This is a genomic window from Microbulbifer regidiadema (SeqCode) (assembly GCF_052466995.1).
Genome location: NZ_CP174297.1, coordinates 4,270,168 through 4,293,743, shown reverse-complemented (window position 1 = coordinate 4,293,743; position 23,576 = coordinate 4,270,168). Strand labels below are relative to the sequence as shown.

At 53.3% G+C, this 23,576-nt stretch carries 23 protein-coding genes; 16 read left to right on the top strand and 7 right to left on the bottom strand.

Going from position 1 to position 23,576, the window contains the following annotated elements; all coding sequences use genetic code 11:
- Window positions 1-83: 83 nt before the first annotated feature.
- Window positions 84-1,016, bottom strand: a complete 933-nt coding sequence (locus ACJJIK_RS18795) for a LysR family transcriptional regulator (protein WP_444929776.1) — start codon at window positions 1,014-1,016, stop codon at window positions 84-86.
- A 248-nt stretch (window positions 1,017-1,264) separates the two neighbouring features.
- Here ACJJIK_RS18795 and ACJJIK_RS18790 point away from each other — a divergent pair, with 248 nt between their 5' ends.
- Both ACJJIK_RS18790 and ACJJIK_RS18785 read left to right on the top strand, forming a co-directional pair.
- Window positions 1,265-1,876, top strand: a complete 612-nt coding sequence (locus ACJJIK_RS18790; RefSeq protein WP_444943554.1) for a LysE family translocator — start codon at window positions 1,265-1,267, stop codon at window positions 1,874-1,876.
- Between the two features lie 170 nt (window positions 1,877-2,046).
- Complete coding sequence (locus ACJJIK_RS18785) at window positions 2,047-2,772, top strand: dienelactone hydrolase family protein (protein ID WP_444929774.1); 726 nt, start codon at window positions 2,047-2,049, stop codon at window positions 2,770-2,772.
- A gap of 30 nt (window positions 2,773-2,802) precedes the next feature.
- Here ACJJIK_RS18785 and soxR read toward each other — a convergent pair whose 3' ends face one another.
- A complete protein-coding gene (gene soxR, locus ACJJIK_RS18780; RefSeq protein ID WP_444929773.1) occupies window positions 2,803-3,300 on the bottom strand; it encodes a redox-sensitive transcriptional activator SoxR in 498 nt (165 codons plus the stop codon).
- 83 nt (window positions 3,301-3,383) lie between these two features.
- Between soxR and ACJJIK_RS18775 the strand changes: the two genes are divergently transcribed.
- From ACJJIK_RS18775 to ACJJIK_RS18760, 4 genes are all read left to right on the top strand, one after another.
- Complete coding sequence (locus ACJJIK_RS18775) at window positions 3,384-3,557, top strand: hypothetical protein (protein ID WP_444943553.1); 174 nt, start codon at window positions 3,384-3,386, stop codon at window positions 3,555-3,557.
- The gene (locus ACJJIK_RS18770) at window positions 3,554-4,777 is read left to right on the top strand and encodes an MFS transporter (protein ID WP_444943552.1); all 1,224 of its coding nucleotides are present in this window, start codon (window positions 3,554-3,556) and stop codon (window positions 4,775-4,777) included. The genes ACJJIK_RS18775 and ACJJIK_RS18770 overlap by 4 nt, the downstream gene beginning before the upstream one ends.
- 93 nt (window positions 4,778-4,870) lie before the next feature.
- A complete protein-coding gene (locus tag ACJJIK_RS18765; RefSeq protein WP_444943551.1) occupies window positions 4,871-5,836 on the top strand; it encodes an ABC transporter ATP-binding protein in 966 nt (321 codons plus the stop codon).
- A complete protein-coding gene (locus ACJJIK_RS18760) occupies window positions 5,833-6,594 on the top strand; it encodes an ABC transporter permease (RefSeq protein WP_444943550.1) in 762 nt (253 codons plus the stop codon). Before ACJJIK_RS18765 ends, ACJJIK_RS18760 begins: the two co-directional genes overlap by 4 nt.
- A gap of 77 nt (window positions 6,595-6,671) precedes the next feature.
- On the opposite strand, the gene ACJJIK_RS18755 is transcribed toward ACJJIK_RS18760, so the two are convergent.
- A complete protein-coding gene (locus tag ACJJIK_RS18755) occupies window positions 6,672-7,304 on the bottom strand; it encodes a TetR/AcrR family transcriptional regulator (RefSeq protein ID WP_444943549.1) in 633 nt (210 codons plus the stop codon).
- A 134-nt stretch (window positions 7,305-7,438) separates the two neighbouring features.
- Between ACJJIK_RS18755 and ACJJIK_RS18750 the strand changes: the two genes are divergently transcribed.
- Together ACJJIK_RS18750 and ACJJIK_RS18745 are read left to right on the top strand one after the other, a co-directional pair.
- Window positions 7,439-8,557, top strand: a complete 1,119-nt coding sequence (locus ACJJIK_RS18750; RefSeq protein WP_444943548.1) for an efflux RND transporter periplasmic adaptor subunit — start codon at window positions 7,439-7,441, stop codon at window positions 8,555-8,557.
- Window positions 8,558-8,676: 119 nt separating this feature from the next.
- Window positions 8,677-11,796 (top strand): efflux RND transporter permease subunit, encoded by a 3,120-nt coding sequence (locus tag ACJJIK_RS18745; protein WP_444943547.1) that lies wholly within the window; start codon window positions 8,677-8,679, stop codon window positions 11,794-11,796.
- Between the two features lie 64 nt (window positions 11,797-11,860).
- Here ACJJIK_RS18745 and ACJJIK_RS18740 read toward each other — a convergent pair whose 3' ends face one another.
- Genes ACJJIK_RS18740 through ACJJIK_RS18730 form a run of 3 tightly spaced genes read right to left on the bottom strand, consistent with a single transcriptional unit; the run spans window position 11,861 to window position 15,199 of the window.
- Complete coding sequence (locus tag ACJJIK_RS18740; protein WP_444943546.1) at window positions 11,861-12,763, bottom strand: MBL fold metallo-hydrolase; 903 nt, start codon at window positions 12,761-12,763, stop codon at window positions 11,861-11,863.
- Between the two features lie 56 nt (window positions 12,764-12,819).
- On the bottom strand, window positions 12,820-13,719 hold the full coding sequence (locus tag ACJJIK_RS18735; protein ID WP_444943545.1) for a glycerophosphodiester phosphodiesterase: 900 nt from the start codon (window positions 13,717-13,719) through the stop codon (window positions 12,820-12,822).
- A gap of 58 nt (window positions 13,720-13,777) precedes the next feature.
- Window positions 13,778-15,199, bottom strand: a complete 1,422-nt coding sequence (locus tag ACJJIK_RS18730) for a hypothetical protein (protein WP_444943544.1) — start codon at window positions 15,197-15,199, stop codon at window positions 13,778-13,780.
- A gap of 669 nt (window positions 15,200-15,868) precedes the next feature.
- Here ACJJIK_RS18730 and ACJJIK_RS18725 point away from each other — a divergent pair.
- The 8 genes from ACJJIK_RS18725 to ACJJIK_RS18690 all read left to right on the top strand — a co-directional run bounded on the left by ACJJIK_RS18725 (window position 15,869) and on the right by ACJJIK_RS18690 (window position 22,866).
- The gene (locus ACJJIK_RS18725; RefSeq protein WP_444929763.1) at window positions 15,869-16,462 is read left to right on the top strand and encodes a response regulator transcription factor; all 594 of its coding nucleotides are present in this window, start codon (window positions 15,869-15,871) and stop codon (window positions 16,460-16,462) included.
- A complete protein-coding gene (locus ACJJIK_RS18720; protein ID WP_444929762.1) occupies window positions 16,459-16,887 on the top strand; it encodes a CsgE family curli-type amyloid fiber assembly protein in 429 nt (142 codons plus the stop codon). Before ACJJIK_RS18725 ends, ACJJIK_RS18720 begins: the two co-directional genes overlap by 4 nt.
- Window positions 16,887-17,306: a curli assembly protein CsgF gene (locus ACJJIK_RS18715; protein WP_444929761.1), complete on the top strand. Its 420-nt coding sequence runs from the start codon at window positions 16,887-16,889 to the stop codon at window positions 17,304-17,306. Before ACJJIK_RS18720 ends, ACJJIK_RS18715 begins: the two co-directional genes overlap by 1 nt.
- 31 nt (window positions 17,307-17,337) lie before the next feature.
- A complete protein-coding gene (locus ACJJIK_RS18710) occupies window positions 17,338-18,210 on the top strand; it encodes a CsgG/HfaB family protein (protein WP_444929760.1) in 873 nt (290 codons plus the stop codon).
- Window positions 18,211-18,269: 59 nt separating this feature from the next.
- Window positions 18,270-18,812, top strand: coding sequence for a hypothetical protein (locus tag ACJJIK_RS18705; protein ID WP_444929759.1), 543 nt, complete (start codon window positions 18,270-18,272; stop codon window positions 18,810-18,812).
- Between the two features lie 555 nt (window positions 18,813-19,367).
- Entirely contained in the window at window positions 19,368-20,387 is a 1,020-nt protein-coding gene (locus ACJJIK_RS18700) for a hypothetical protein (protein WP_444929758.1), read from the top strand.
- Between the two features lie 121 nt (window positions 20,388-20,508).
- Entirely contained in the window at window positions 20,509-21,390 is an 882-nt protein-coding gene (locus tag ACJJIK_RS18695) for a hypothetical protein (RefSeq protein WP_444943543.1), read from the top strand.
- Window positions 21,391-21,975: 585 nt separating this feature from the next.
- Window positions 21,976-22,866 (top strand): hypothetical protein, encoded by an 891-nt coding sequence (locus tag ACJJIK_RS18690; RefSeq protein WP_444929756.1) that lies wholly within the window; start codon window positions 21,976-21,978, stop codon window positions 22,864-22,866.
- Window positions 22,867-23,019: 153 nt separating this feature from the next.
- Here ACJJIK_RS18690 and greA read toward each other — a convergent pair whose 3' ends face one another.
- Entirely contained in the window at window positions 23,020-23,496 is a 477-nt protein-coding gene (greA, locus tag ACJJIK_RS18685) for a transcription elongation factor GreA (RefSeq protein ID WP_444929755.1), read from the bottom strand.
- Between the last annotated feature and the right edge of the window lie 80 nt (window positions 23,497-23,576).

Here is a 23,576-nt window from a genome sequence, read left to right as displayed (position 1 = left end):
TTGAATAAAGGAACCTCTGCCCGCAAATGGCCAACCTTAAGGGCAGGGGCCTCTATCGAACTATTGAGAGCTTTCCAGGAAAATCAATCAAGCACTTCTGCGGGTAGCTTTTGCGCTAAATCGCGAGGATGGCAGGCGGCCAGCTGGGTATCACTAGCGGCCAAATAATCAATCAATTTCTGTATAGGACCTTCAGCGTTCCCATTTGAAGGTCTAACGGCATAGGCGGGTAAATTCGGAAGCTGCCAGTCTGGCAGCAATTTTTGTACATCATCCTGTGCGCTTATTAAAAATCGTGGTGGCGCCGATAGTCCCAGGCCACAGCTCGTCAGTCGATAAGCGGCTTCAACGCTGTCGACAGTCGCGACCGGGGTGTAGCTAACTTCATATTCGCCCTGCTGCCGATGCAGAAATTGCCGGTGATTGGGCCGCATTGTCAGCCCAATCCAAGGCCAGACTGCAAGGTCGCGAGGATGACTCGGAAAACCATAGCGATCCAGCATATCGCCGCTGGCAATTAACACCCGCTCTAATTCAAATATCTTACGCGCTTTCAAATTGCTGTCAGGCATATTACCCAGGCGAATTGCCAAGTCAAAACCACCGCCGATTACATCCTCGTGCTGATCGCTGCATTGAAGTTGTAAATGAATACCCAACTCCCGCCGAACAAAGCCCACTATTTTGCTCAGCAAGCGGCTGTGGATCAAAACGGCGGGGATTGCAACTTTAAGCCGACTGATACTGCGTTCCTCTCGCGCTTTGTATTCTCCGAGACCATCGGCGTACAAATCCAATATATTCTGTGCCGTTTTATAAACCTTTCCCCCATCTTCGGTCAGGGACAATTTGCGGGTATTGCGATACAAGAGCGCAACGCCAAGACTTTCCTCCAACCTCGCCACATAGGAACTAACACTGGCGACAGAGATATCCAGTTCCGAAGAAGCGCCTCTGAAAGAGCCACTTTCCACAACCTTGGCAAACACCAGTAAATAGCGAATATCCTTTAGCACAATAACAGCTCCCTATGAATTCTCTAAAGGTACTTCTGGGTCAGAAGGAAAGGATACACCGCTCTCGCGAAGACCTGTGAATATATTAGTGTTAGCGCCTAATCGGTATCCATGTTTCATGCGGCACACTCGTTCATACCTACTCAAGTAAATTTTTATAAACAATATATTTCAGTTTTAGGTATCTAATCATTTTCCTACCAGGCCATTAAAGTCTCCAAACAATTGATAACTGCCAGGAGCAGCGAATGTCACTACTTCTTGCTATGTTTGGGTTTTCCCTGGCTATGTCCATTACACCGGGGCCGGTGAATATGGTTATCATTTCCTCCGGGGTGAATTATGGATTTATCCGCACTTTGCCCTTTGTATCAGGAGCCACAATAGGCTTTACACTGCTACTTGCGGCTATAGGCTTTGGGCTCTATCAGGTAATAGAAATTTATCCCCAGTTACTACGATATGTTGCGATACCAGGATCAATTTATGTGGCTTATACCGGCTACCAAATAGCGGCTGCACCTACGAATCATGCGGATATTGAGCGGTTACAGGAGCCACGCTTCTACCAGGGGGTTTTATTGCAATGGCTCAACCCAAAGGCCTGGATCGCCTGCCTTTCCGGGGTGGCTATTTTTTCCAGCAGCGATAGCCACAGCAGTTTACTCACATTTATCCTGATTTACTTTCTGATCTGCTACATATCATTAAGTGTTTGGGCACTTGCCGGGGATCGGGCTCAATTATTGCTGACAAACCAATATCGACGCAAAGTATTTAATCACGCGATGGGTAGCCTGCTGATTATTTGCGCTGTATACCTTCTCTACAGTCAGATTTTTATCCCCCAATCCATTTAAACAAGCCGCGCCCAACAATTAACGCTTTTGCCCACAGAGGCAGTTAAAGCTTTGTGCTTTGCTGCCAGAGGCTGCCTAGAGCCTGCCCACTGGCAACCAGCGGAGTTTGTGCCACGCTTGCGGAGTAACCGAACTCCTTACCCACTTTCTCTATCAGCAGGCGACTCACTATGGAAACGGAAGCGATTAATTACACCGTTAATGGCGACTCCTTTTGCGGCTATCTCGCGTGGGATGCAAATATCAGTGACAAACGCCCCGGAGTTTTACTGGTACACGAGTGGTGGGGCCACAATGCGTTTGTGCGGCAACAGGCGGAAAAACTCGCCAACTGCGGCTATCGCGCCCTTGCGGTGGATATGTTTGGCGCAGGTAAACATACCGACGATCCACAGGAGGCCCAGCAGTTCAGGGATGAAGCACTGAAAAGCCCGGTGGCCCTGGAGGCGCGCTTTCGCACCGCCCTATCTCTGCTTCAGCAACATGCCAGCGTGGACCCAGCGCGTATCGCCGCGCAGGGCTATTGTTTTGGCGGCGGCGTAGTGCTCACCATGGCCCGCCTGGGCCTGGACTTGCGCGGCGTGGTCAGCTACCACGGTGCCCTGGCCAGAAGCACTCCCGCGCATAAAGAGCCGATTAAAGCGGAAATACAGGTCTATACCGGCGGCGCCGATGCCCTGGTTCCACCGGAGCAGGTGGGCGACTTTGTCACAGAGATGCAGGAGGCCGGGGCTAAATTTACCCTGGTGAGCTACCCGGAAGTCCTGCACGGATTTACCAACCCCTGTGCCACTGAGCGGGGGGAGAAATTCGGCCTGCCCCTGGCCTATAACCAGCAGGCGGCCGAAGATGCCTGGCGGGGAACCCTGGCATTTTACGAAAAAATATTTTCGTGACTAAAAATACACTCCCTCCATAAAAGGGGATCAACAACCACCTTCCCCCAAATCCAGGTAATGGGCTCCGCCGCCCTGCTGCCCCGCCTTGTCACCGGGATTGCGCAAAGGGCATTTCTGCATAGACAGACACCCGCAGCCAATGCAGCCCTCCAGGTCATCGCGCAATTTGGTCAACTGCTGAATGCGCTGATCCAGCTCTTCACGCCAGTGGGAAGAGAGCGATGACCAATCCCCCCCAGTGGGCGTGCGCCCATTGGGCAGCTCCCCAAAGGCCTCGCGTATTTCCGACAGGGGAATGCCCGTGCTCTGCGCCACCTTGATAATGGCCACTCGGCGCAGTACATCCCGCGAGTAGCGCCGCTGGTTCCCCGAGGTGCGCCAGCTGCTGATCAGGCCCTTGCTCTCATAGAAATGCAGAGCACTGACCGCTACGCCACTGCGCTCCGCCACCTCGCCAACGGTCAGCTCCCGCTTGATGGACTTTGACTTCGCCGCGCTTTTTCCAGCCGGTTTTACCGTTGCCATAAAAGTGCCTCCCACTATTGACCTCAATATTAGTTGAGGTTCTACACTGCTGCGCAACCTAATGCAAGCGAGGGAGAAGAGTGATGGAGAGGTATCCGGCAAGCAGAGTTGCACAACCAGGCGAACAGGCCTACCCCCAGCTGTTTTTACCGCTGGTGGTGGCGAGCCAAAACCCCAAACTTGCCGGTGAAATAGGCCGGCGGGAAGATTCTGCCAAGAAGCCCCAGGGCACGCCAAGCCGCAGGCAAGTATTATGAGAGCGCTGGAGAGTAAAATATCCGCTCGGGGTCGTATCACCTTACTGTGCCTGGCCGCGCTCACTATTATGTCGGGGGCCACTGTGGCCCCGTCACTGCCGGCGCTACAGCAGTACTTTACCAGCACATCGAACAGCGACTTGTACAGCCGATTGGTGCTGACCCTGCCCGCATTAAGTATCGCCCTCTGCGCTCCGCTGGCCGGCTGGATTTCCGATCGCTACGGCCGCCTGCGCCTGCTGCAAGCGGCCCTGGCACTCTATGGGCTCTCCGGTTTCCTCGCCCTGCTTCAGAACAGTCTCGCAGGTATCCTGGCTAGCCGCCTGCTACTGGGTGTTGCCGTGGCCGGCACTATGACCTCTGTAACCGCCTTGGTCGGAGACTATTTTACGCAGCAGCAGCGCTTAACCTATTTGAGCCAGCAGAGTACTTTTATCAGTATCGGCGGCATCGTCTTTCTGACACTGGGCGGACTGCTGGCAAGCCTGCACTGGCGCGCGCCCTTCGCTATATATCTCGCGGCGCTACTGCTGCTTCCAGCCGTGCGGACTTTCCTGTGGGAGCCCGCGCGAGTAAAGCTTGCCCAGCGCGGCGCCCCGCGACAAGAGAGCCCCGCCGGCCGCCGCGCATTTTATGCCCTGCTGGCAGCGGCGACGTTAAACAGCCTGGCTTTTACCCTGATACCCACGCAGATCCCGTTTTATTTGCGCGAGATAGACGTTTCCTCTCCCAGTGTTATTGCGCTGACGATTGCATCGAGCAATATTATGGGAGCCATTGCCTCACTGCTGGTTTACCGGCGGGCCCGCATCCGGCTGGGAACGCTCGGCATATTTGCCCTGAGCTTTACCGCTATGGCCGCCAGCTTTGCCCTGCTTGCCAAGGCGCAAAACCTGATAGAGATAACCTCTTGCCTCGCGCTCTACGGCCTGGGAATGGGTACCCTGATACCCCATATCTTTGCCACCGCCTTAGCGTCTGCCTCGGGTTCAAAACGGGGGCGCACGGCAGGACTTTTGACCACCGGAATTTTTCTTGGGCAATTTATTTCGCCGTTCATCAGCCAGCCCTGGATTGATCAAATGGGCTATGCCAGTGCATTTTCCTCCACCGCCTTAGCCTTGCTACTCGCCGCTGCTTGTGCGGCGTTAATAGGCGGCATTAAAATAAAAAAGAACGCTCAATCGCATATACTTTCGGGCTGGGGTCAAGGAAGCTGATTCCACAGGAAAGGTTTTCTGCCTTTCTGCCCGATAAATCCACCTGATAATACACCGCCAAAGCCGTACGAGTAATTTTGGCAAGGAGAAAAAGTGGAATCGATTATTTCGATCAAAGGCCTGGGAAAAACCTATGCCGATGGGTTTTCCGCCCTAAAAAATATCGATCTGGAAATTCAACGGGGAGAACTGTTTGCACTGCTCGGTCCCAACGGCGCGGGCAAGACAACCATGATCAGTATTATCTGCGGTATCGTCAATCCGAGCTGCGGTGAGGTCACGGTCAATGGTTACAATATCCAGCGGGACTATCGCAAAGCCCGCAATGAAATCGGCCTGGTGCCTCAGGAAATATCCACCGATGCATTTGAAACCGTATGGAATGCGGTAAAATTCAGTCGCGGCCTGTTCGGCAAAGCCCCCAATTCCGCCTACCTGGAAAAGATCCTGAAGCAGCTATCCCTGTGGGAGAAAAAAGATAACCGGATTGTGACGCTGTCAGGGGGAATGAAGCGCCGCCTGATGATCGCCAAAGCCCTGTCTCACGAGCCCAATGTGCTCTTCCTCGATGAACCCACAGCCGGAGTCGATGTGGAGTTGCGCCAGGACATGTGGAAGATGGTGCGCGAACTAAAAGAATCCGGAGTAACCGTTATTCTCACCACCCACTATATCGAAGAGGCCGAGGAAATGGCCGATCGCGTCGGCGTTATCAATCGCGGCCAGCTGGTTCTGGTTGAGGAAAAAAGTGCGCTGATGAAAAAAATGGGCGAGAAAGAACTCAGCCTGCAACTGCCCACACCACTGCAACAAATTCCCGAGAGCCTTGCCGATCTGCCGCTGAGTCTCAGCAGCGATGGCAACCAGCTGATTTATCGCTTCGATATCAAAAGTGAAGACAGCGGTCTGGCCGAGTTTTTGCGCCGTTTAAATGCCGCCAATATTGAATTCCGCGATTTGCACACCCGCGAAAGCTCCCTGGAGGAGATTTTTGTCAATTTGGTTCACGGTGCCCAGCAGGAACAGGAAGCACTGCCGCACAAGGAGGCACAGGCATGAATTGGTATGGAATCAAGGCAATCTACAAGTTTGAGATGTCGCGCACCTGGCGCACACTGATGCAAAGTATCGCCTCACCGGTGCTCTCCACCTCGCTCTATTTTATTGTGTTTGGCGCGGCGATCGGTTCGCGTATGGGAGATATCGACGGGGTCAGCTATGGGGCCTTTATTATTCCCGGATTGGTGATGCTGGCACTGCTGAGTGAGAGTATTTCCAACGCCTCATTCGGAATATTTTTCCCAAAATTTTCCGGCACTATTTATGAAGTGCTCTCCGCCCCGGTATCGCCGTTTGAAATCGTGACCGGTTATGTGGGGGCCGCAGCCACAAAATCTATTTTACTGGGGCTGTTGATACTGCTGACCGCACGCTTTTTTGTCGACTACGAAATTGTACACCCCTGGTGGATGCTCGCTTTCCTCGCGCTCACTGCGCTCACCTTTAGCCTGTTCGGCTTTATTATCGGCATCTGGGCCGATGATTTTCAGAAGCTGCAAGTGATTCCACTGATGGTTATTACACCGCTCACCTTTCTCGGTGGCGCCTTCTATTCCATCAGTATGCTGCCGGAAGTGTGGCAGAAAATCACCCTGTTCAACCCGGTGGTTTATCTGATCAGCGGCTTCCGTTGGGCCTTTTACGGCGTGGCCGATGTCAATCTGGGGCTGAGTATCGGCATGACGCTACTCTTCCTGCTGCTGTGCCTGACTGCCGTCTGGTGGATTTTCCGCACCGGCTACCGCATCAAAACCTGATAGCGCCCCGCGCTGGAATTTATCCAGCGCGGACACGCATGCAACTAAAAATGCGCGCGACAACGCAGTAAGCGGCGCTAGTGGTGGGCACACATAAAGGTTCGCACCGCTTTTTGCACACGCTCGCGGCGCTCTTGCGGCGTCGACATCTGCCGGCAGCCGATCAGTACGCGCATATGATGGCAGCCGAGCAACAGGCCGATAAAATCCTCCGCCGCCACAGCGGGATCATCCACCATCAACATTTGCAACTGGTTAGCCCTGCGCAACAGCTGCTCTATCTCCCCCAAAACCCGCTGTGGGCCGGCATCAAAAAACAGCTGGGACATTTCCGACTCCTGCGATGCCAGGGCGCACAACAGCCGTAACAGACGCACGCTATCCTCGCTCTCCACCATGCCCAGGAAGGCATCGCCGATACGCTCCAGTACCTGCTCCACCGCATCCCCCTCGTCCAGGGCAAAGATCGGCAGGGGCATCATCATTTCACAGCGAGAGGCAATCGCCGCGCTAAAAAGTGTCTCCTTGTCGGAGAAGTGGCTGTAGACCGTGAGCTTGGAAACTCCCGCAGCCGACGCCACCGCATCCACGCTGGTGGCGGCGAAACCGCCGGATAAAAACAGATCCTTGGCGGCATCCAGGATGGCCTGGCGCTTCACCGGGTCCTTGGGGCGACCGCGCGGGGCGGCCGTCTGGGTCTGCTCAGACATGGCTCTCCATATACTAGACTCTGTAGTTCATTAAATATACTATACTCGCGAGTATAACATTAATGGCCGCCAGGCCATGCTTGACCCAGTCACGGATCTACCTCGCCGCGCCAGCGCCGGGGAAGGAAGCCAATATGTACCGAATACTAACCCTCGCTGCGCTTTCACTCAGCTGTTTACTGAGCGCCTGTGCCCCCTCTGAATCCCAGGAAACAGAAACCAAGCCGCGCCCCGCCGTTATGGTGCGCCCCACCCCCGCCAGCGCCCAAACCGATGTCTATCCCGGTGAAATCCGCGCCCGCTTCGAGCCGGCCCTGGCCTTCCGCATCGGTGGAAAAATCCAGCGGCGCCTGGTGAATGTGGGCGACCGCGTAGAACAGGGCCAGCCCCTGGCGGAGCTGGATACCGAAGACTTGCTGCTGCAATTGGACTCCGCCCGCGCCCGCCTCACCTCCGCCGAGGCGGACCAGCGCCTGGCGAGCAGCGAGCTGGCGCGCCACCGCAAGTTGCTGGAAAAGCAACTGGTGAGCCTCTCCCAGTTCGATACGGTAGAGACCCAGTTTGAAGCCAGCGAAGCGCGCCTACAACAGGCCAAAGCGCAGCTGGATGTGGCCCGCAACCAGGCCGCCTACGCCGTATTGAAGGCGCCGGAGAGTGGCGTCATCGCCCGTCGTATGGCCGAGGCCGGACAAGTGGTCGCCGCCGGGCAGGGCATTTTCGCACTGGCGGCCGACGGTGAGCGCGAAGTGCGTATCGACCTGCCGGAGCAGTCCATCGGCCGCTTTAAAGTGGGCCAACCGCTCACGGTCGAATTGTGGTCCCAGCCGGGCGAGTCTTTCCCCGCCCGTATCCGCGAACTGTCACCGGCTGCCGATCCCGTATCCCGCACGTTTGAAGCCAGAGTCGCATTCGAGCATAAGGTCAGCGGCGCTGAAATCGGCCAGAGCGCGCGGGCATTTGTGCCCAGGGCGGAACAAACCGAGGTGCTGCAAGTCCCCATGTCGGCGGTCAGTGCCGACGATGGCGCCGCATTTGTATGGGTGCTGAACCCACAGACAAAAACACTGCACAAAACCCTGGTTAGCCTGGGCCCCTACGGTGAAGAGTTTGTCGCGGTATTTTCCGGGCTGAAGCGCAGCGATTGGATCGTGGCCGCAGGTACCCATCTGTTACAGGAAAATATGCTGGTGCGCCCGGTGGATCGCATGAACCGCCCCATTGGCCAGGCACTCTCCCTCGCGCAGCAGAAATAAATAGCCGGCGCGGGAAACTTCCCCCCTTCCCGCGCACAGTTATCCCGATAAAGCCTCGATAACAATTTCCAAAGTGTGGCCGCGATCAGCAGAGCCACCCTTGAAACAGAGAAACTGCCATGGGTTTTAACCTTTCCGAGTGGGCCTTAAAAAATCGCCCACTGGTGCTCTACGCCATGATCGTCCTGGGACTGCTGGGAGCTTTCTCCTACACCCAGCTGGGACAAAGTGAAGATCCCCCCTTTACCTTTAAGGTAATGGTGATCAATACCGTCTGGCCCGGTGCCAGTGCCGAGGATGTGTCCCGCCAGATTACCGAGCGGGTGGAAAAGAAATTACTGGAGACCGGTGATTACCAGCGTATCTCCTCCTTTTCCCGCCCGGGGCAATCCCAGGTATTGTTTGTTGCCCGCGACGATATGCACTCGCGGGATATTCCCGATCTCTGGTATCAGGTGCGCAAAAAGGTGGGGGATATTCGCCACACCCTGCCGCCAGATATTCAGGGTCCCTTTTTTAACGACGAATTTGGCACCACCTTCGGCAATATTTATGCCCTCAGCGGCAGTGGCTTCGATTACGCCCTAATGAAGGACTACGCCGAACGCCTGCAACTGGCCCTCCAGCGGGTTAAGGATGTGGGCAAGGTCGAGCTGCTGGGCTTGCAGGACGAAAAAATCTGGGTGGAGATTTCCAATACCAAATTGGCCTCCATGGGCATCCCCCTGTCGGCGATACAAAACGCCCTGCAAGCCCAGAACCAAGTGACCGATGGCGGCTTTGTGGATACCGTCAGCGACCGCGTGCGCATCCGTGTGAGCGGCCAGTTCACCTCGGTCAGTGAAATCCGCCAGTTCCCCATCAGCGCCGATGGCCGCACCCAGCGCCTCGGTGATATCGCGCAGATACACCGCGGCTTTAGCGACCCGGCCCAGCCGCGTATGCGCTTTATGGGCGAAGATGCCATCGGCCTCGCCGTGTCGATGAAAGAGGGCGGGGATATTTTAAAGCTGGGCAAGGCCCTCGATGAAACCTTCGCCCAACTACAGCAGGACCTGCCCATTGGTATGGAGCTGCACAAGGTCTCCGACCAGCCGGCGGCGGTAAAACGCGGCGTTGGCGAATTCCTGCAAGTGCTGGCCGAGGCCCTGGGTATCGTGCTGCTGGTGAGCTTTTTCTCCCTCGGCAGCCGCCCGGGATTAATTGTGGCGCTGTCGATTCCGCTGGTATTGGCGATGACCTTCGCGCTGATGCACTACTTTAATATCGGCCTGCACAAGATTTCCCTGGGGGCACTGGTACTCGCCTTGGGCCTGATGGTGGACGACGCCATTATCGCGGTGGAAATGATGGCGATAAAAATGGAGCAGGGGCTCAGCCGGCTAAAAGCCGCCGGCTTCGCCTGGACCAGCACCGCCTTTCCCATGCTCACCGGTACCCTGATTACCGCCGCCGGATTTTTGCCTATCGCCACCGCCCAGTCCGGCACCGGTGAATACACCCGCTCGATTTTCCAGGTGGTCACCCTGTCGCTGATCGTGTCGTGGATTGCCGCTGTGGTCTTTGTGCCCTACCTGGGCCACTACCTGTTGCCGAACCTGGCGCGACACGGCCACGGCGGTGAAGTGGAAGACCCCTACCAGAAACCGTTTTACCAGCGCTTCCGCCGCTTTATTACCTGGTGCCTGCGCCACCGCAAAACAGTGATCGCCGCCACCCTGGCGATTTTTGTCGGCTCCCTCGCCCTGTTCAAACTGGTTCCACAGCAGTTCTTCCCCTCCTCCGGGCGCCTCGAATTGATGGTGGACCTAAAGCTGGCTGAAGGTGCCTCGCTAAAATCCACCGAGCAGCAGGCCAAGCGACTGGAAGCGCTGTTGGCGCAAAACGATCAGGTGGAAAATTACGTGGCCTATGTGGGCACCGGCTCACCACGCTTCTACCTGCCCCTGGACCAGCAGCTGCCCGCCGCCAGTTTCGCCCAGTTTGTTGTAATGACCCGCAGCGTCGAAGAGCGCGAGCAGGTGCGCAGCTGGCTGATCAACACCATGAAGGAGGAGTTCCCCACCCTGCGCAGCCGCGTATCCCGCCTGGAAAACGGCCCACCGGTGGGCTATCCGGTGCAGTTCCGCTTATCCGGTGAACATATTCGCGAAGTGCGCGGACTGGCCCGGGAAGTGGCCGAGCGCCTGCGCAGTAATCCACAGGTAACCAATGTACACCTGGATTGGGAGGAGCCGAGCAAATCGATCAACCTCAATATCGACCAGGACCGCGCCCGCGCCATGGGGGTCAACAGCGCAACCCTGTCCCAGGCGCTACAGAGTTCCCTGACCGGTATCACCGTAAGTCAGTACCGGGAGGATAACGAGCTGATCGATGTGCGGGTGCGCGGCAATGAAGACGATCGCTATGCCCTGCGCCAGTTGGGCAACCTCGCGGTACAGACCGACAGTGGCCGCAGTGTGCCGCTAAACCAGATTGCCACCCTGGAATACGGTTTTGAGGAGGGCATTATCTGGCACCGCGACCGCCTGCCCACCGTCACCGTGCGTGCGGATATTTATGGCGACGAGCTGCCGGCGACTGTGGTCAATGCCGTGTGGCCCCAGCTGCAATCCATTCGCGATAAATTGCCGCCGGGCTATTTGCTGGAGGTGGGCGGTACCGTGGAGGAATCTGCGCGGGGGCAAAAATCGGTCAATGCCGGTATGCCGCTATTCGTGCTGGTAGTCTTTACCCTGCTGATGTTGCAGCTGCGCAGTATGTCCCTGTCCACCATGGTGTTTCTCACCGCGCCTCTGGGCCTGATCGGCGTGACCCTGTTCCTGCTGCTGTTTGGCAAGCCCTTTGGCTTTGTCGCCATGCTCGGCACCATTGCCCTGGCCGGGATGATTATGCGCAACTCGGTGATTTTGGTGGACCAGATTCAACAGGATATCAGCCAGGGCCTCAGCCCCTGGGATGCAATAGTCGAATCCACTGTCAGGCGCTTTAGGCCGATTGTACTGACCGCGCTGACGGCGGTATTGGCGATGATTCCGCTATCGCGCAGTGACTTCTTTGGCCCTATGGCAGTCGCCATTATGGGCGGGCTGATTGTCGCGACCGGACTCACCCTACTATTCCTGCCAGCACTCTATGCCGCCTGGTTCCGAGTGCGGGAAGAACACAATGAAGAGGTGGTGGAAAGTAACCCTGAGTTTGGCCGGCCCATGACCCCTAGCGCCACTACAGAATAAAATCACAGGCTAATCCAACAAAAAAGGCGGCGCAGGTTTTCACTGCGCCGCCTTTTTTTATTTTCTAAGATTGTGTCAGGGAGTCGTACACAATCCCGGTCCAAATATCCGGTGTCATAAATCCCTGGCCATATTGCGCATCGAACTCCGCCGTGGGTTTTGCCGAAATCACTTCCTGGCGGGTTTTACCTTCATCCACCAGTGCTTGCACCTTGTCCCTAAGCCCCGCCAGTATATTGCGCTGCTGTTGCAGTTCCTCCCGATTGCTGAGGGGACCGTGGCCGGGAATAATTTTGGTGTCCTCCCCCGCCATTGCCAGAGCGGTATCCATTGCCGCAATCACGCCGTCTACCGAGCCGCCGGAAGAGAGGTCGATAAAGGGGTAGTTGCCGTTAAAATAAATATCGCCCATATGAATCACATCGGCTTCGGCAAAATGCACGATGGAATCACCGTCCGTGTGTGCAGGCCCCACATGTTGGACTCTTACCCGATCGCCATTCCAATAAAAGGTCGTGGCATCGGTAAAGGTGATCACCGGCAAAGCCTGTGTTGGCGAGGGCTCCACCTTGCGCTTAAACACCTCGATAAACTGCTCGGTGCTCAGCCGTTTGCGCACATTTTCGTGGGCCACAATCAGAGCACTACTTTTACCCAGGTTTTCATTGCCGCCGGTATGATCGCCATGCCAGTGGGTATTAATCACAAAACGCAACGGTTGCTCAGCTAACTGAGCAACGGCCTGTTGAATTTTTGCAGTCAAAGGCGCGTACTGATCATCCACCATAAAGGTGCCGTCCTCACCCACCAGTACGGCAATATTACCTCCGGCGCCTTTGAGCATATACACATTGCCAGACACCGGCTCAGTACTAATTTCCACACTGGCAAAGCGATCCTGTGCAGAGGTAAAAGATACGGCCAATACAGCAACCGCCAGAGCGGCGCAACGCGCTAAATTCTTCATAGAGACTTCCCGTTGTTATTATTAATTTTTTAACCGCTGGCAACTGAGTATTTTATTCAGGCTGCCTGTTTCAATAGAGCCTGTCGCTGCTGCGCCAACATCGCCATCAGCAGATCCGGCCGGTCGGTGACAATACCGTGTACGCCCAGATCAATATAGCGCCGATAGTTCTCCGCACCATTTACCGTCCACACGGCCAGGTGTACCTTTTTCCTGTTCGCCGCACGCACCAGGCTTGCGCTAACCACGGGAATACCGCTCTGTTCCATGGGTAGCTGCATCGCGCTGTAGCTTGGGCACAGCAGTTTCTCGGCACGCAATAACTGCGCAAGATAAAACACCAGCGCCTCCAGCGTCGGCGAACCTGTCGCCACCTGAGGACAGAGCCGGCGAAACTCGTTGATCACCCCCTGGTGAAACGACGAAACAACCACCTGCTGCTGTTTTTCGCTGTCCGCCAGTACATCGCGCAACACTTTTGCCGCGCGATACTGGCGGCTCTTGAGTTCCAATATCATCGGCATATCCCCCACCATTGCCAGCGCCTCTTGCAGAGTAAGCACCCGCTGGGGGTTATCCCGATAGGGGTAGTGCTCCCCATCCCGAGTCCAGAAGTAGGCAATATTCAGCTGGCGCAACTGCTCAAGCGTCTTATCCTCCACCAAGCCCGCGCCATCGGAGAACATTTCCAATTCTCTGTCGTGAATGAGTACTAAATGGCCATCGGCGGTAAGCCAGAGATCTATCTCAATAGCATCCACACCCAGCTGAACCATTGCCCCAAGGTAGGCCGCCGTATTTCCCGGGTAGAGACCGTTGCCGCAGTCGTTGCCGTGCGCAATCACCATAGGCCCCTGCCCCTGTGGGAACCACAGGGGACCGGGTTTACCCGGCGCCGAGCGCGCGTAGAGGAAGAGGACTAGCAGCACAATTAAAAAAAATAACAACCAAAGCATGCTTCAGCGCACCTAATTTTTTGCAAGTTTTCTTATTCAATAGGGCTGCCCGCGCCTATCACACTTTTTCCGTCACCGGGGGCGCAGCCCCCACGGTAATATCCACGGAACCAGGCGAACCCTTGTCTAGCGATGCCTGTGCGGCGCCCTGTTGACGGCGCAAATACAGCGCCTGCAACCACAGCGGCACAAAAATAACGATATCGTAGCAACGGTTAACCAAGACTCCCAAATGCAGGGAAACCATCGCCAGAAAACGCAGAGCCGATACCGTGCCGCGCAGGAACAGCCCCAGGCCAATACCCATCACCGTGCGCGCCGCGCGGATAAACTGCTCCAGGGGAATCGCCAGAAATGCCAAAATCAAGGGAAGTACAAAGCCCAGCCCCATCTGTGCCAGCGGAATGGACCAGAGCGGCTCAGAACCCGGTAACGGCTGGTGCAGTATCCACTCCCGCGAGAACGCCAGATTCGCACCGATTGCAGCCAACAGCAGTAAGAGTGCCAGGGCTACCCCCAGCAATCCCCTGCGCCGACCCCGCCCCAGAGCACCCACCGAGGGGAACATAGCGGTGACCTGAAGACACTCCATAATCACCAGCCCCAACGCGACCTGCAAAACGATAATCACCGCCGCCGCAATACTGGCGAGACTATAACCGCCGAGCGTCGCCTCAGCGCCCATTACCGCCGCCATCGGCTGTGCCAATAAGTGGAAATTAATCAGGGCTGCGGCAATAGCAATAGCCAATACCAGCGAGGCGCTCAGAAAGCGACTGAAAGAGGAGGAGGACAGTAAATAAAGACTTCTATCCGTTTCCTGCAAGATATCCTCGTAGCGCGCCATATGGCCATCCAGCGCTTTGGCCCGCCGGATAACCGATTGTATATTTTTATTAATACGCCCCAGGGTAGAGAGCATTGCACGCCAGCGGGGCAGCATGCGTTTGAGCAGCTGGTGTCGCTCCCGCGTGGACTCCCGATAGGACTCCAGCGCTTTGGACTCGGCCTTGCGCACAGACTGGTTAATGGTATCGAGAACATCGGCTATCACCGGGTCCTCTGCGGCGGGAATTTCCGCAACCGCGCGAATCGCCCGGGCCCAGTTAGAGGGCTCCGGCGCTAGCTCCGCACTGCGCACATAGTCCTCATCCAGACTGCTGAGCTGTTCGCAGAGCTTTCGATGTAGTGTCGGATAGAGTGCCAGATCCCTCTGTACCGTTTGCTCGATACGCTCAAACTCCCGCTCGATACGCCGCTCTGCTGCATCCCGGCCCTCAGCAAAAAGTACTTGCCGATTGCGTTGCACCAGGCGCCGCTCGGCAGAATCGATACTGTTCGCGATAAATCGCAGTGCCCGGTGCCCCAGACGCGCCAGGGAATAAACTGCGCGGTGTAGCGGCTCGCGGGCCACAAACAGTAGCACCAATCCCAGGATACTCCACAGCCAAAGCGGTAAACCCTGCATTAATTGATTCATAGCTCCCCCTCAAGCAGTCCAGCTGACCTCCATCCTAACAGCTGCCGACAACACATTCGCCCACAAAATCACAGTTTGTACCCGTGTGCGACGATATGCTCCCCGGGAAAATGTGCCCCAAGGTTATAAAATAGCGGTAAAACCGACAGCAGAATTATCCCGCCGTTCGTATCGACATCGACATTGATGCCCTATGCTGGGAAGAGTGACAGTCGGGCCCCTTTCGACTAGTCACTATTTTTTATTCACTCTATAAACTACAAAATAACGGGACCTTTGCGCCCTGCGCCAGTCTATTCCGGTACAGAAAAAAACAGTATTCACAAGGTGCGCGCCGTCAAAAACCTAAATTTTGCCTTCCTTCCCATTCCCCCCATCCTCTCAGTCCCCACTTCGCGGAAACAATTCACCCCAAAAACAGAAATTACCCGCAAAAATAAATAAGGCACATTTTTTCCTGAGCGTTATTTACCTGCGTCTACACTTCAAACTAAATTCTCACTAATTGAGTATTTTGCCCTAACACGTTGCAAATTATTGCCGTTTAACCCCCGCGCCTTCACAACAGATAGAGCGGGACAATTGTGCAAACCCAAACGACAGGAGTCGACAGAAGTTCAGCCTCTTTTTAAGAGGCACCCATCTGTATCAAGGAGAGGTTCGAGGTATATGCCGGTTCTTTTTTTTAGCAATTCCGGCCTTCAAGGCGATCTATTGTTTTCACTGTTTTCCAAAGCGATACCCATACCCTGGGAAAAGTCCAGCATAGGAAAACAAAAAAACTGCCTACAACACTATCAAGCTATCGTAATAGACTGCTGGAAAATCGAGGTAAATTCTGACTCCAAGCAGTTTCTGTCAGATTTAAACAAGATTAATCACAGCAAAGCTCTACTGATCAATCTCCCCCCCAACCTACCGGTACATATATCGGAAAAGTTACGCCAGAGAGGCTTTCACCTGCTCTGCGACAGTAATAGCAGTCAGGAAAATCTGCTGCAAAAACTGGGTATGGCCATCCACAGCAACGAAGGGCGGCGGCCCAGTCGCCGCCCGCCGCCCTCGCCTCTCACCCGCAGGGAACAGGAAATACTCGGGCAGCTCACCACTGGTGAGCCCAACAGTGTGATCGCAACAAAATTACACCTGAGTGAACACACGGTGAAAAACCACATGTACAACATTTTCCGAAAAATTGGAGTAAAAAATCGCCTGCAAGCCAGCAATTGGGCCAAGCTCAATCTCCAGGAAGAGAGGATATGAGACTCCCCCTACTGATATTGACACTGTGTACATCCCTGGCCTTTGGCCAGGGTGACACAGCTGTACCCCCGGCAGATACCGACTCGGGAAAACTCGAAGATGAAATCAGTGGATTTAATATCGACCGCACAATAACCCGTACCGGGCACGACTTTGCCCGCTATATGAGTGAGTACCGAAATCTCAACTACCCGGATGCCAGTTATAACTTAACGATTTATGAAAGACCTTCGGCGCGCTGGGGAAATCTTATTTGGGTCACCTATAACGACAAAATTGTTTTTAGACGTTTTATCAGCCCGAGCACCAACAATATTCATCGCCTGGCCGATGAAGCCGCACAGCACATTCACCAGCAAGTGCTGCAAAACCGCGTTCGCAACTCTCTCTCAGATAACTTTGATTTGGGTAAGGATGAATTCTAATGAGGATAAAATCACTGCTAAGTACCACCGTTTGTTCTCTGGCCGCGCTCTCTTATTACCACAGCGCTGCTACAGAACTTATCTACACACCGGTGAATCCCAGCTTTGGTGGCAACCCACTAAACGGCACCTATCTACTACAAAATGCCCAGTCGCAGGACACCCACGAGGACCCGGATACGCCCGACAGCCTCTATGAACAGCCCAGCGCCCTGGACCGGTTCAGCGACTCACTGGAGACCCGCCTACTCAATCAACTGCTCACCGACGTAGGTGACGGCAATAGCGGCGAGCTGGTGACAGACGATTTTATTGTACAAATAATCGATGTCGACGGTGTGCTGACAGTGCTGATTACCGACCGCAGTACCGGCGATAAAAGCGAGATTGTTATCAGCGGGCTCAACCCAACCAACTAACGAACCGATAACTCTAAAGGATTATTTGGCAATGCGTAATGCAATAAAAAAAGCGATAGCTTTGCCCATCGTTACAACGCTGATGACACTGAGCGGCTGCTCTGCGGTAAAAAGTGTTAGCGATGCGCTTTTTGGTCCAGGCATAACGGACGCAATGCTCACCCCGCGAAAAAATACCTACCGGGACCTGATTAATCTCCCGGAACCGAGAGGTAAAATACTGGTAGCGGTGTATAGCTTTCGCGATCAAACCGGTCAATATAAGCCCTCGCCGAATAGCAGCTTCTCCACCGCTGTGACCCAGGGCGGCGCGGCGATGTTAATGGACGTGCTAAATGAGTCTGGCTGGTTTATTCCGCTAGAGCGGGAAGGCCTGCAAAACCTGTTAACCGAGCGCAAAATCATCCGCGCAGGGCTTACCAAACCAGATATTCCCGTCAACAACAGTGCGCCACTCCCCACTTTGGTCGCCGCCAATGTCCTGCTGGAAGGCGGCATTGTCGCCTACGATCAAAATATTCAAACCGGCGGGGCCGGCGCCCGCTACTTCGGTATTGGCACCGATGAGCAGTACCGGGTCGATCAGGTAACGGTCAATTTACGGGCCGTTGATATTCGCTCGGGCCGTGTATTGCACTCGGTGCTCACCTCAAAAACCGTTTACTCCAAGGCAATTAGTGCCGATGTATTCCGCTACGTGAAGTTCCGCCGCCTGCTGGAACTGGAGGCGGGCACTACCTATAACGAACCCGCACAGCTTGCTATGCTTTCAGCGATGGAGTCTGCGGTGATTCACTTGATCAGTGAAGGGATAGTCCACAACTCCTGGGCACTGGCCAATCCAGATGAAATTGAAAATCCTATATTGCAGTACTACCTAAACGATAGCACTGTCATTATGTAGCCCTCGGCATCACCTTCAGGGCTTATACAACAGATCCGTATTTTCAAGGTTTTAAAAAGATGTGCCACAGAATTAGAAAAGTCGTTCACGCCACTCTAATTTCCGCACTCCCGCTAATACCCACTATTAGTCTGTCCTCTGATATGGACGCCAGCAGTGAATTGGCTGTAACCAGTGAGCTGAGTACAGCCAACCTTTATTCGGTGTCAAATCTGGCCGTCATCAATCAGGAGGGCGGCGTCAACAATGTTCATATCCAGCAGAGTGGATACAATAACTACACATACGCCCACCAGGATGGAAACCGAAATATCGTTTCGGTAACACAGTCAGGGGAGGACAATATAGTGACATCGAACCAAGTGGGCGACTATAACTTCTCAACCCTGATACAAGTAGGCTATGAGAACTTTATCGATATAAACCAGTATGGCATCAGCAATAGGGCCGGGATATCCCAATTTGGGCTGCAAAACAGCGCTCAAGTCGAAGAAATAGGCAGCTGGCATACGGTCAATATTTATCAAAGTGGCAATGGCCTACATACCGCTGTCACCGTGACCGGCACTGCCACTGTAACAACCATCAATCAATACGATTAAAAGTATCCAACCCAATCTCTAATTTTTACAACAGCCCACGAGATGCGGTTTCAGCGGCAACTTAATCTGCGGAGCAAACGCCTACGCGCAAAATTGTACAGAATAAGTCTAGCCATCGCATACATAGGTATGCTCCCCAAGCAAATCGATACGGCGCCGGGCTTTATACAAATTCCGAGTCCGTTAAATATCTCAGAAATTTTATACCCTCAAAAACTACCCTATCCTCAATCTATACAGACACCGATAACAACCCGACGGACAATCCCCGCGACGACCTCTAAAAACAGAACTTTCTTCCTAAATTTTCGATACTTCCGTCCTATGGCTGAAACCAGCGGGATCAGCAAAACTCTAGTCAGTATCAAGCTTCTGTTAAAAATGATATTTCACCGGTGATGTGATGCAGTAAAAGCAGCCGGGGGCATCCCAACCTCCTCACAAACTCTAGATACGGAGGTATTGTGCCCGACCACCTCACTATCAAATGATGCTGATTTCTGATTGTTCGTGAAAAGCTGTCTATCGATATTTGACACCGCCATGGAGTTACAGATGAACAAATACAAGCCTATCGCCGCCGGTCTTCTTCTGGCGATTACAGGCAGCGGAGCTCTCGCTACAGAAAACACTGCCATTCTCTACCAATCCGGCATCGATAATATGGCCACTGCGGACCTGAGCGATACGACCGTTAAAGACGGTCTAATTAATCAGACCCAGATCGGGGACAACAACGAAGTCTACGCGGAACAATTCAACAACACCAGTTCTGGCGTCATTATCCAGGTCCAAAATGGGGATATGAATTTCGCGGAATCTTTCCAGGATGACTCCGACTCAACCCTAGTGACAATTAATCAAATTGATGATGGGAATTTCGCCTTAACGGTCCAGAGTTTTTCTGTGAACAGCGTTATGATTATCACCCAAAGTGGCGGGCCGCAATTCGCCGATGTGTTACAAATTGGCAGTACAGATGATCTAATGATCGTCAATCAATCTGGTGACGACAATACCGCTCTACTGCTCCAGGATGGTGGCTCATCCAATACCTTGCTAGTTACCCAGACAGGAGACGGTGATATTGCCTCAGTGATACAAGATAACAGTAGCGGCAATTCGGTCACTCTTATCCAGGCGGGCACCAGCAATTTATCCACCCACACACAAAATGTGGCCATGAATAACACAACCCGCTCCTACCAGGATGGCTCCTTCAATACCCTTTCATTTACCCAGGTGGATGATGACCACTACAGCGAAGGCCTCCAGAGTGGCGACAGCCAGAATCTAATCCACACACAAAGTGGCGAGGATAACTGGGCCTACACTGAGCAGGTGGGGACGAGTAACTTTGCCTTTGTTATTCAGACCGGTTTAGATAACGCTTCAGAAGCCTACCAGGATGGCAGCCTTAACCAGTTCACCATCACCCAGACTGGCGACTTAAATAGTTCCATGGCTACTCAAATCGGAGACAATAATATCATTGCGATAACACAAGTTAATGATGACAACAGTGCTACAACCTCTCAAGTAGGAAATTCAAATTTTGTAGGTATTAGCCAGTAATAGCTCAGTTAAGGCCAACCTTGGGGTAGGCCTTTTTACTTTCGCCAAGCCGGTCAATAGATTCACTTTAAACGAGTCAAAATTTCCGTTACCTGAACGTTGAAATTTCGCGGAGACAGGAATGATACGCTATCAGAGCCTGGCAATTGCAATAATACTTTGCACAGCCAGTTACAGTACTATCGCCGAAGATAATACCGCCACCATTTCCCAGGCCGGCCTAACAAATAGTGTTATTGTCAATCAAGCTGATTCCACCGCAATCGAAAATACGATCAACCAGACCCAAACAGGTAACCTGAATACAGTTTCAGCTATTCAGGAGACCAATAGCTATCTCAATCTAATCGACCAAGAGCAAGTCGGTGTCAGCAATCTTATTAATACCATTCAGGCAAATTCTATCGATACGCTAGCCGAGGTTTATCAAGATGGCAACAATAATTCAGTGGCCATTAATCAAATTAATGCGACACTGAGTGTCAGTTCCGTTGGGCAGCTCGGCAACGATAATACGGTCATTATCAACCAGAATACCAGCACCTCAGATGTCGCAACACTGGAACAAAGCGGCAGTCAAAATATGGCCACGGTTAGCCATGCAAACAGCGACTCAAATACGACGGCCTCTATACAAAACGGCAATATGAATAGCGCCGGATACACCCAGACAGGCTCCTCCCATTTAATCAGTGCCAACCAGGTTGGCAATTCCAACACCATCAGCGCTGTGCAAAGCAATCAGGATGGCTCTATTACGATCACTCAAAGTGGAGACAACAATACAGTATCCACTTTACAGCCGGGCATGTTTGTAACAGCGACATCCACCCAGGTAGGATCAATGAACACCGCTACTATAAATCAAAGCGACATGTATAGCTCAGCAGCAACCCTGCAAATAGGCACAGGTAACTCCCACCAAACCTTCCAGACAAACGCAAACCAAACCGCCAACGCCTCGCAGTATGGCGATAACAATACCGGTATTATTCAGCAGTAAATAAGTAATCTTATCGACACCAGTAGCAGGGCTGTCCTTGTAGACGCCCCTATAAAGAAGCAATCAAAAAAACAAGTGCCGTCACTTTGCGCTAACTACTTAACTTCACAAGAGAGCCCCAGTTGCAGGAATATTTTCTCATTTTTTAGGTGCTAATTTCCTATGGCAACAGCTCGGACTTGCAATAAAACTCATACCAGTAACGAAACAGACTCTAAGGTTTCTGCATAATTTGCTGATACCCCGATGAAGTCGCGCCTTGAGAGTGAAGTGCGGTACAACCCCGGGGGCACATAAGGTATGGATACCTGTGAGTTTTACGGGAGATATTGACAGCAAATTTTGAGTCCAGTGTATTCTTTCCCTCTGGCCCAGCAGTACCACAGAACTTAGCAATACACATCGGGAAAATTATCTAACCACAAAGAAATAACTGCGATGTATCACTGGCGACAATTACTCTGCTCTTATCCAGTCCCACAAAATTACTCACGCGGTATTACTGAACCCCTATAGAGCGATCGTTTTGCCTGGCAACAATTGTGCGCATTTAATCATCGGGCCTACTGTCAAACGGAGTTGACCGTGCAGAAACTGACCTTAATACCACTGGCACTGGCGCTATCGACGAGCAGTCTGCTGCATGCGGGAGAGAACTCCACACTTATCAACCAAAATGGCAGCAGCAATTCCGTTTCAACCGATCAAACTGATATTAATGCCATCGACAATCAGCTGGAAATAACGCAAGAGGGCACAGGACATACGGCGGAAGCCATCCAACAAAACGAGATAGAAAGCAGCATCATTCAAACACAGGAAGGTAGCTTTAATGACAGCTACAGCTTACAGAGAGGGGGCATTGGCAACAGTGTAGAGATAGTCCAATCGGGGTTTTATAACCGCGCCAGCAGCTACCAGATGACAGGCCAAAATGGCGCATCGACAATACACCAGGTCGGATCGGATAACGAAGCTGAAATCCAGCAGCACCAGGGCAGTGATAATCTGGCGGTGATAGCACAGGAGGGAGATCTACACGGTGCCCTAATTGAGCAAAACGCCAGCTTTAGCGCCGATGCGATGATTTTCCAACAGGGCTCGGGCCACGAGGCAATGATCAGTCAGGAGGGTATCGGGCACTATGCCAGCCTCCAGCAGATCGGCACGTCCCACAGTGCGGATATTGCCCAATCCGACATGTACAACGAACTGGATATCTACCAGGATGGCGAGGGCAATACCGCTACAATTACCCAGGTGTCCTGGTATAACAGCGCCTTTATCACACAGGACGGCTTCCTAAACTCAGCCGCGATTATGCAAGACGGCAGTGGCGGAATGGGGGGCGGCCATATGGTGATTGTGAACCAATCCGGCAGTATGAATTCCACAACCGTGTTACAAAACGGATTCTCACAGTCTGCCAATATTACCCAAACTGGCACCGGGAATACGGCCGTGGTCATACAGTAAGGGGGCACGCGATTGCCACAACGCCAACTGGCGCGCATAAAAAAATCCGGAGCCCTTGTTTAATAAAAGCTCCGGATTTTTCCTGCCTTGCGCAACAGCTAACAGGGGGTAGCGGCCTGCGCTCGCCCCTGGCCAGCTCCTAAAGCGCTGTTTTTACAGGTGCGCAACCGCGTCGATTTCGTACTCCACCGCCCCGGAAGGGGTTTGGACTACCACTATGTCACCCACTTCCTTGCCGATCAGCGCGCGGGCAATCGGCGAGTTCACCGAAATCTTGTGCTGTTTCACATCGGCTTCATCGTCGCCGACAATTTTGTAAGTGACTTCTTTATCGTCATCCAGGTGAATAATCGTTACCGTAGTGCCGAAAATTACCTTGTCACTGGGCTCGATGGTTTTCACATCGATCACCAACGAATGGGACAGCTTGCTCTCGATTTCCTGAATACGGCCCTCGATAAAGCCCTGCTTCTCCCGCGCCGCGTGGTATTCGGCATTTTCCTTTAAATCACCGTGTTCGCGCGCTTCAGCAATCGCCTGTACAACAGTAGGGCGTTCAACTTTCTTCAGATTGTCCAGCTCTGAGCGCAGCGCCTCTGCGCCTTCAACGGTCATTGGTACCCGGTTCAATGTGGGACCTCCATTATTGTTACGACGAAACCGGGCCCAGTGATATCACGGGGCCCGGTCGGATTTCACAAATTGGCTTT

Excerpts from the sequence above, each read along its gene's own strand:
- ACJJIK_RS18790 (WP_444943554.1), top strand. The coding sequence starts at position 1,265 with ATGTCACTACTTCTTGCTATGTTTGGGTTTTCCCTGGCTATGTCCATT.
- ACJJIK_RS18785 (WP_444929774.1), top strand. The coding sequence starts at position 2,047 with ATGGAAACGGAAGCGATTAATTACACCGTTAATGGCGACTCCTTTTGC.
- soxR (WP_444929773.1), bottom strand. The coding sequence starts at position 3,300 with ATGGCAACGGTAAAACCGGCTGGAAAAAGCGCGGCGAAGTCAAAGTCC.
- ACJJIK_RS18775 (WP_444943553.1), top strand. The coding sequence starts at position 3,384 with ATGGAGAGGTATCCGGCAAGCAGAGTTGCACAACCAGGCGAACAGGCC.
- ACJJIK_RS18770 (WP_444943552.1), top strand. The coding sequence starts at position 3,554 with ATGAGAGCGCTGGAGAGTAAAATATCCGCTCGGGGTCGTATCACCTTA.
- ACJJIK_RS18760 (WP_444943550.1), top strand. The coding sequence starts at position 5,833 with ATGAATTGGTATGGAATCAAGGCAATCTACAAGTTTGAGATGTCGCGC.
- ACJJIK_RS18755 (WP_444943549.1), bottom strand. The coding sequence starts at position 7,304 with ATGTCTGAGCAGACCCAGACGGCCGCCCCGCGCGGTCGCCCCAAGGAC.
- ACJJIK_RS18750 (WP_444943548.1), top strand. The coding sequence starts at position 7,439 with ATGTACCGAATACTAACCCTCGCTGCGCTTTCACTCAGCTGTTTACTG.
- ACJJIK_RS18745 (WP_444943547.1), top strand. The coding sequence starts at position 8,677 with ATGGGTTTTAACCTTTCCGAGTGGGCCTTAAAAAATCGCCCACTGGTG.
- ACJJIK_RS18740 (WP_444943546.1), bottom strand. The coding sequence starts at position 12,763 with ATGAAGAATTTAGCGCGTTGCGCCGCTCTGGCGGTTGCTGTATTGGCC.
- ACJJIK_RS18735 (WP_444943545.1), bottom strand. The coding sequence starts at position 13,719 with ATGCTTTGGTTGTTATTTTTTTTAATTGTGCTGCTAGTCCTCTTCCTC.
- ACJJIK_RS18730 (WP_444943544.1), bottom strand. The coding sequence starts at position 15,199 with ATGAATCAATTAATGCAGGGTTTACCGCTTTGGCTGTGGAGTATCCTG.
- ACJJIK_RS18725 (WP_444929763.1), top strand. The coding sequence starts at position 15,869 with ATGCCGGTTCTTTTTTTTAGCAATTCCGGCCTTCAAGGCGATCTATTG.
- ACJJIK_RS18720 (WP_444929762.1), top strand. The coding sequence starts at position 16,459 with ATGAGACTCCCCCTACTGATATTGACACTGTGTACATCCCTGGCCTTT.
- ACJJIK_RS18715 (WP_444929761.1), top strand. The coding sequence starts at position 16,887 with ATGAGGATAAAATCACTGCTAAGTACCACCGTTTGTTCTCTGGCCGCG.
- ACJJIK_RS18710 (WP_444929760.1), top strand. The coding sequence starts at position 17,338 with ATGCGTAATGCAATAAAAAAAGCGATAGCTTTGCCCATCGTTACAACG.
- ACJJIK_RS18705 (WP_444929759.1), top strand. The coding sequence starts at position 18,270 with ATGTGCCACAGAATTAGAAAAGTCGTTCACGCCACTCTAATTTCCGCA.
- ACJJIK_RS18700 (WP_444929758.1), top strand. The coding sequence starts at position 19,368 with ATGAACAAATACAAGCCTATCGCCGCCGGTCTTCTTCTGGCGATTACA.
- ACJJIK_RS18695 (WP_444943543.1), top strand. The coding sequence starts at position 20,509 with ATGATACGCTATCAGAGCCTGGCAATTGCAATAATACTTTGCACAGCC.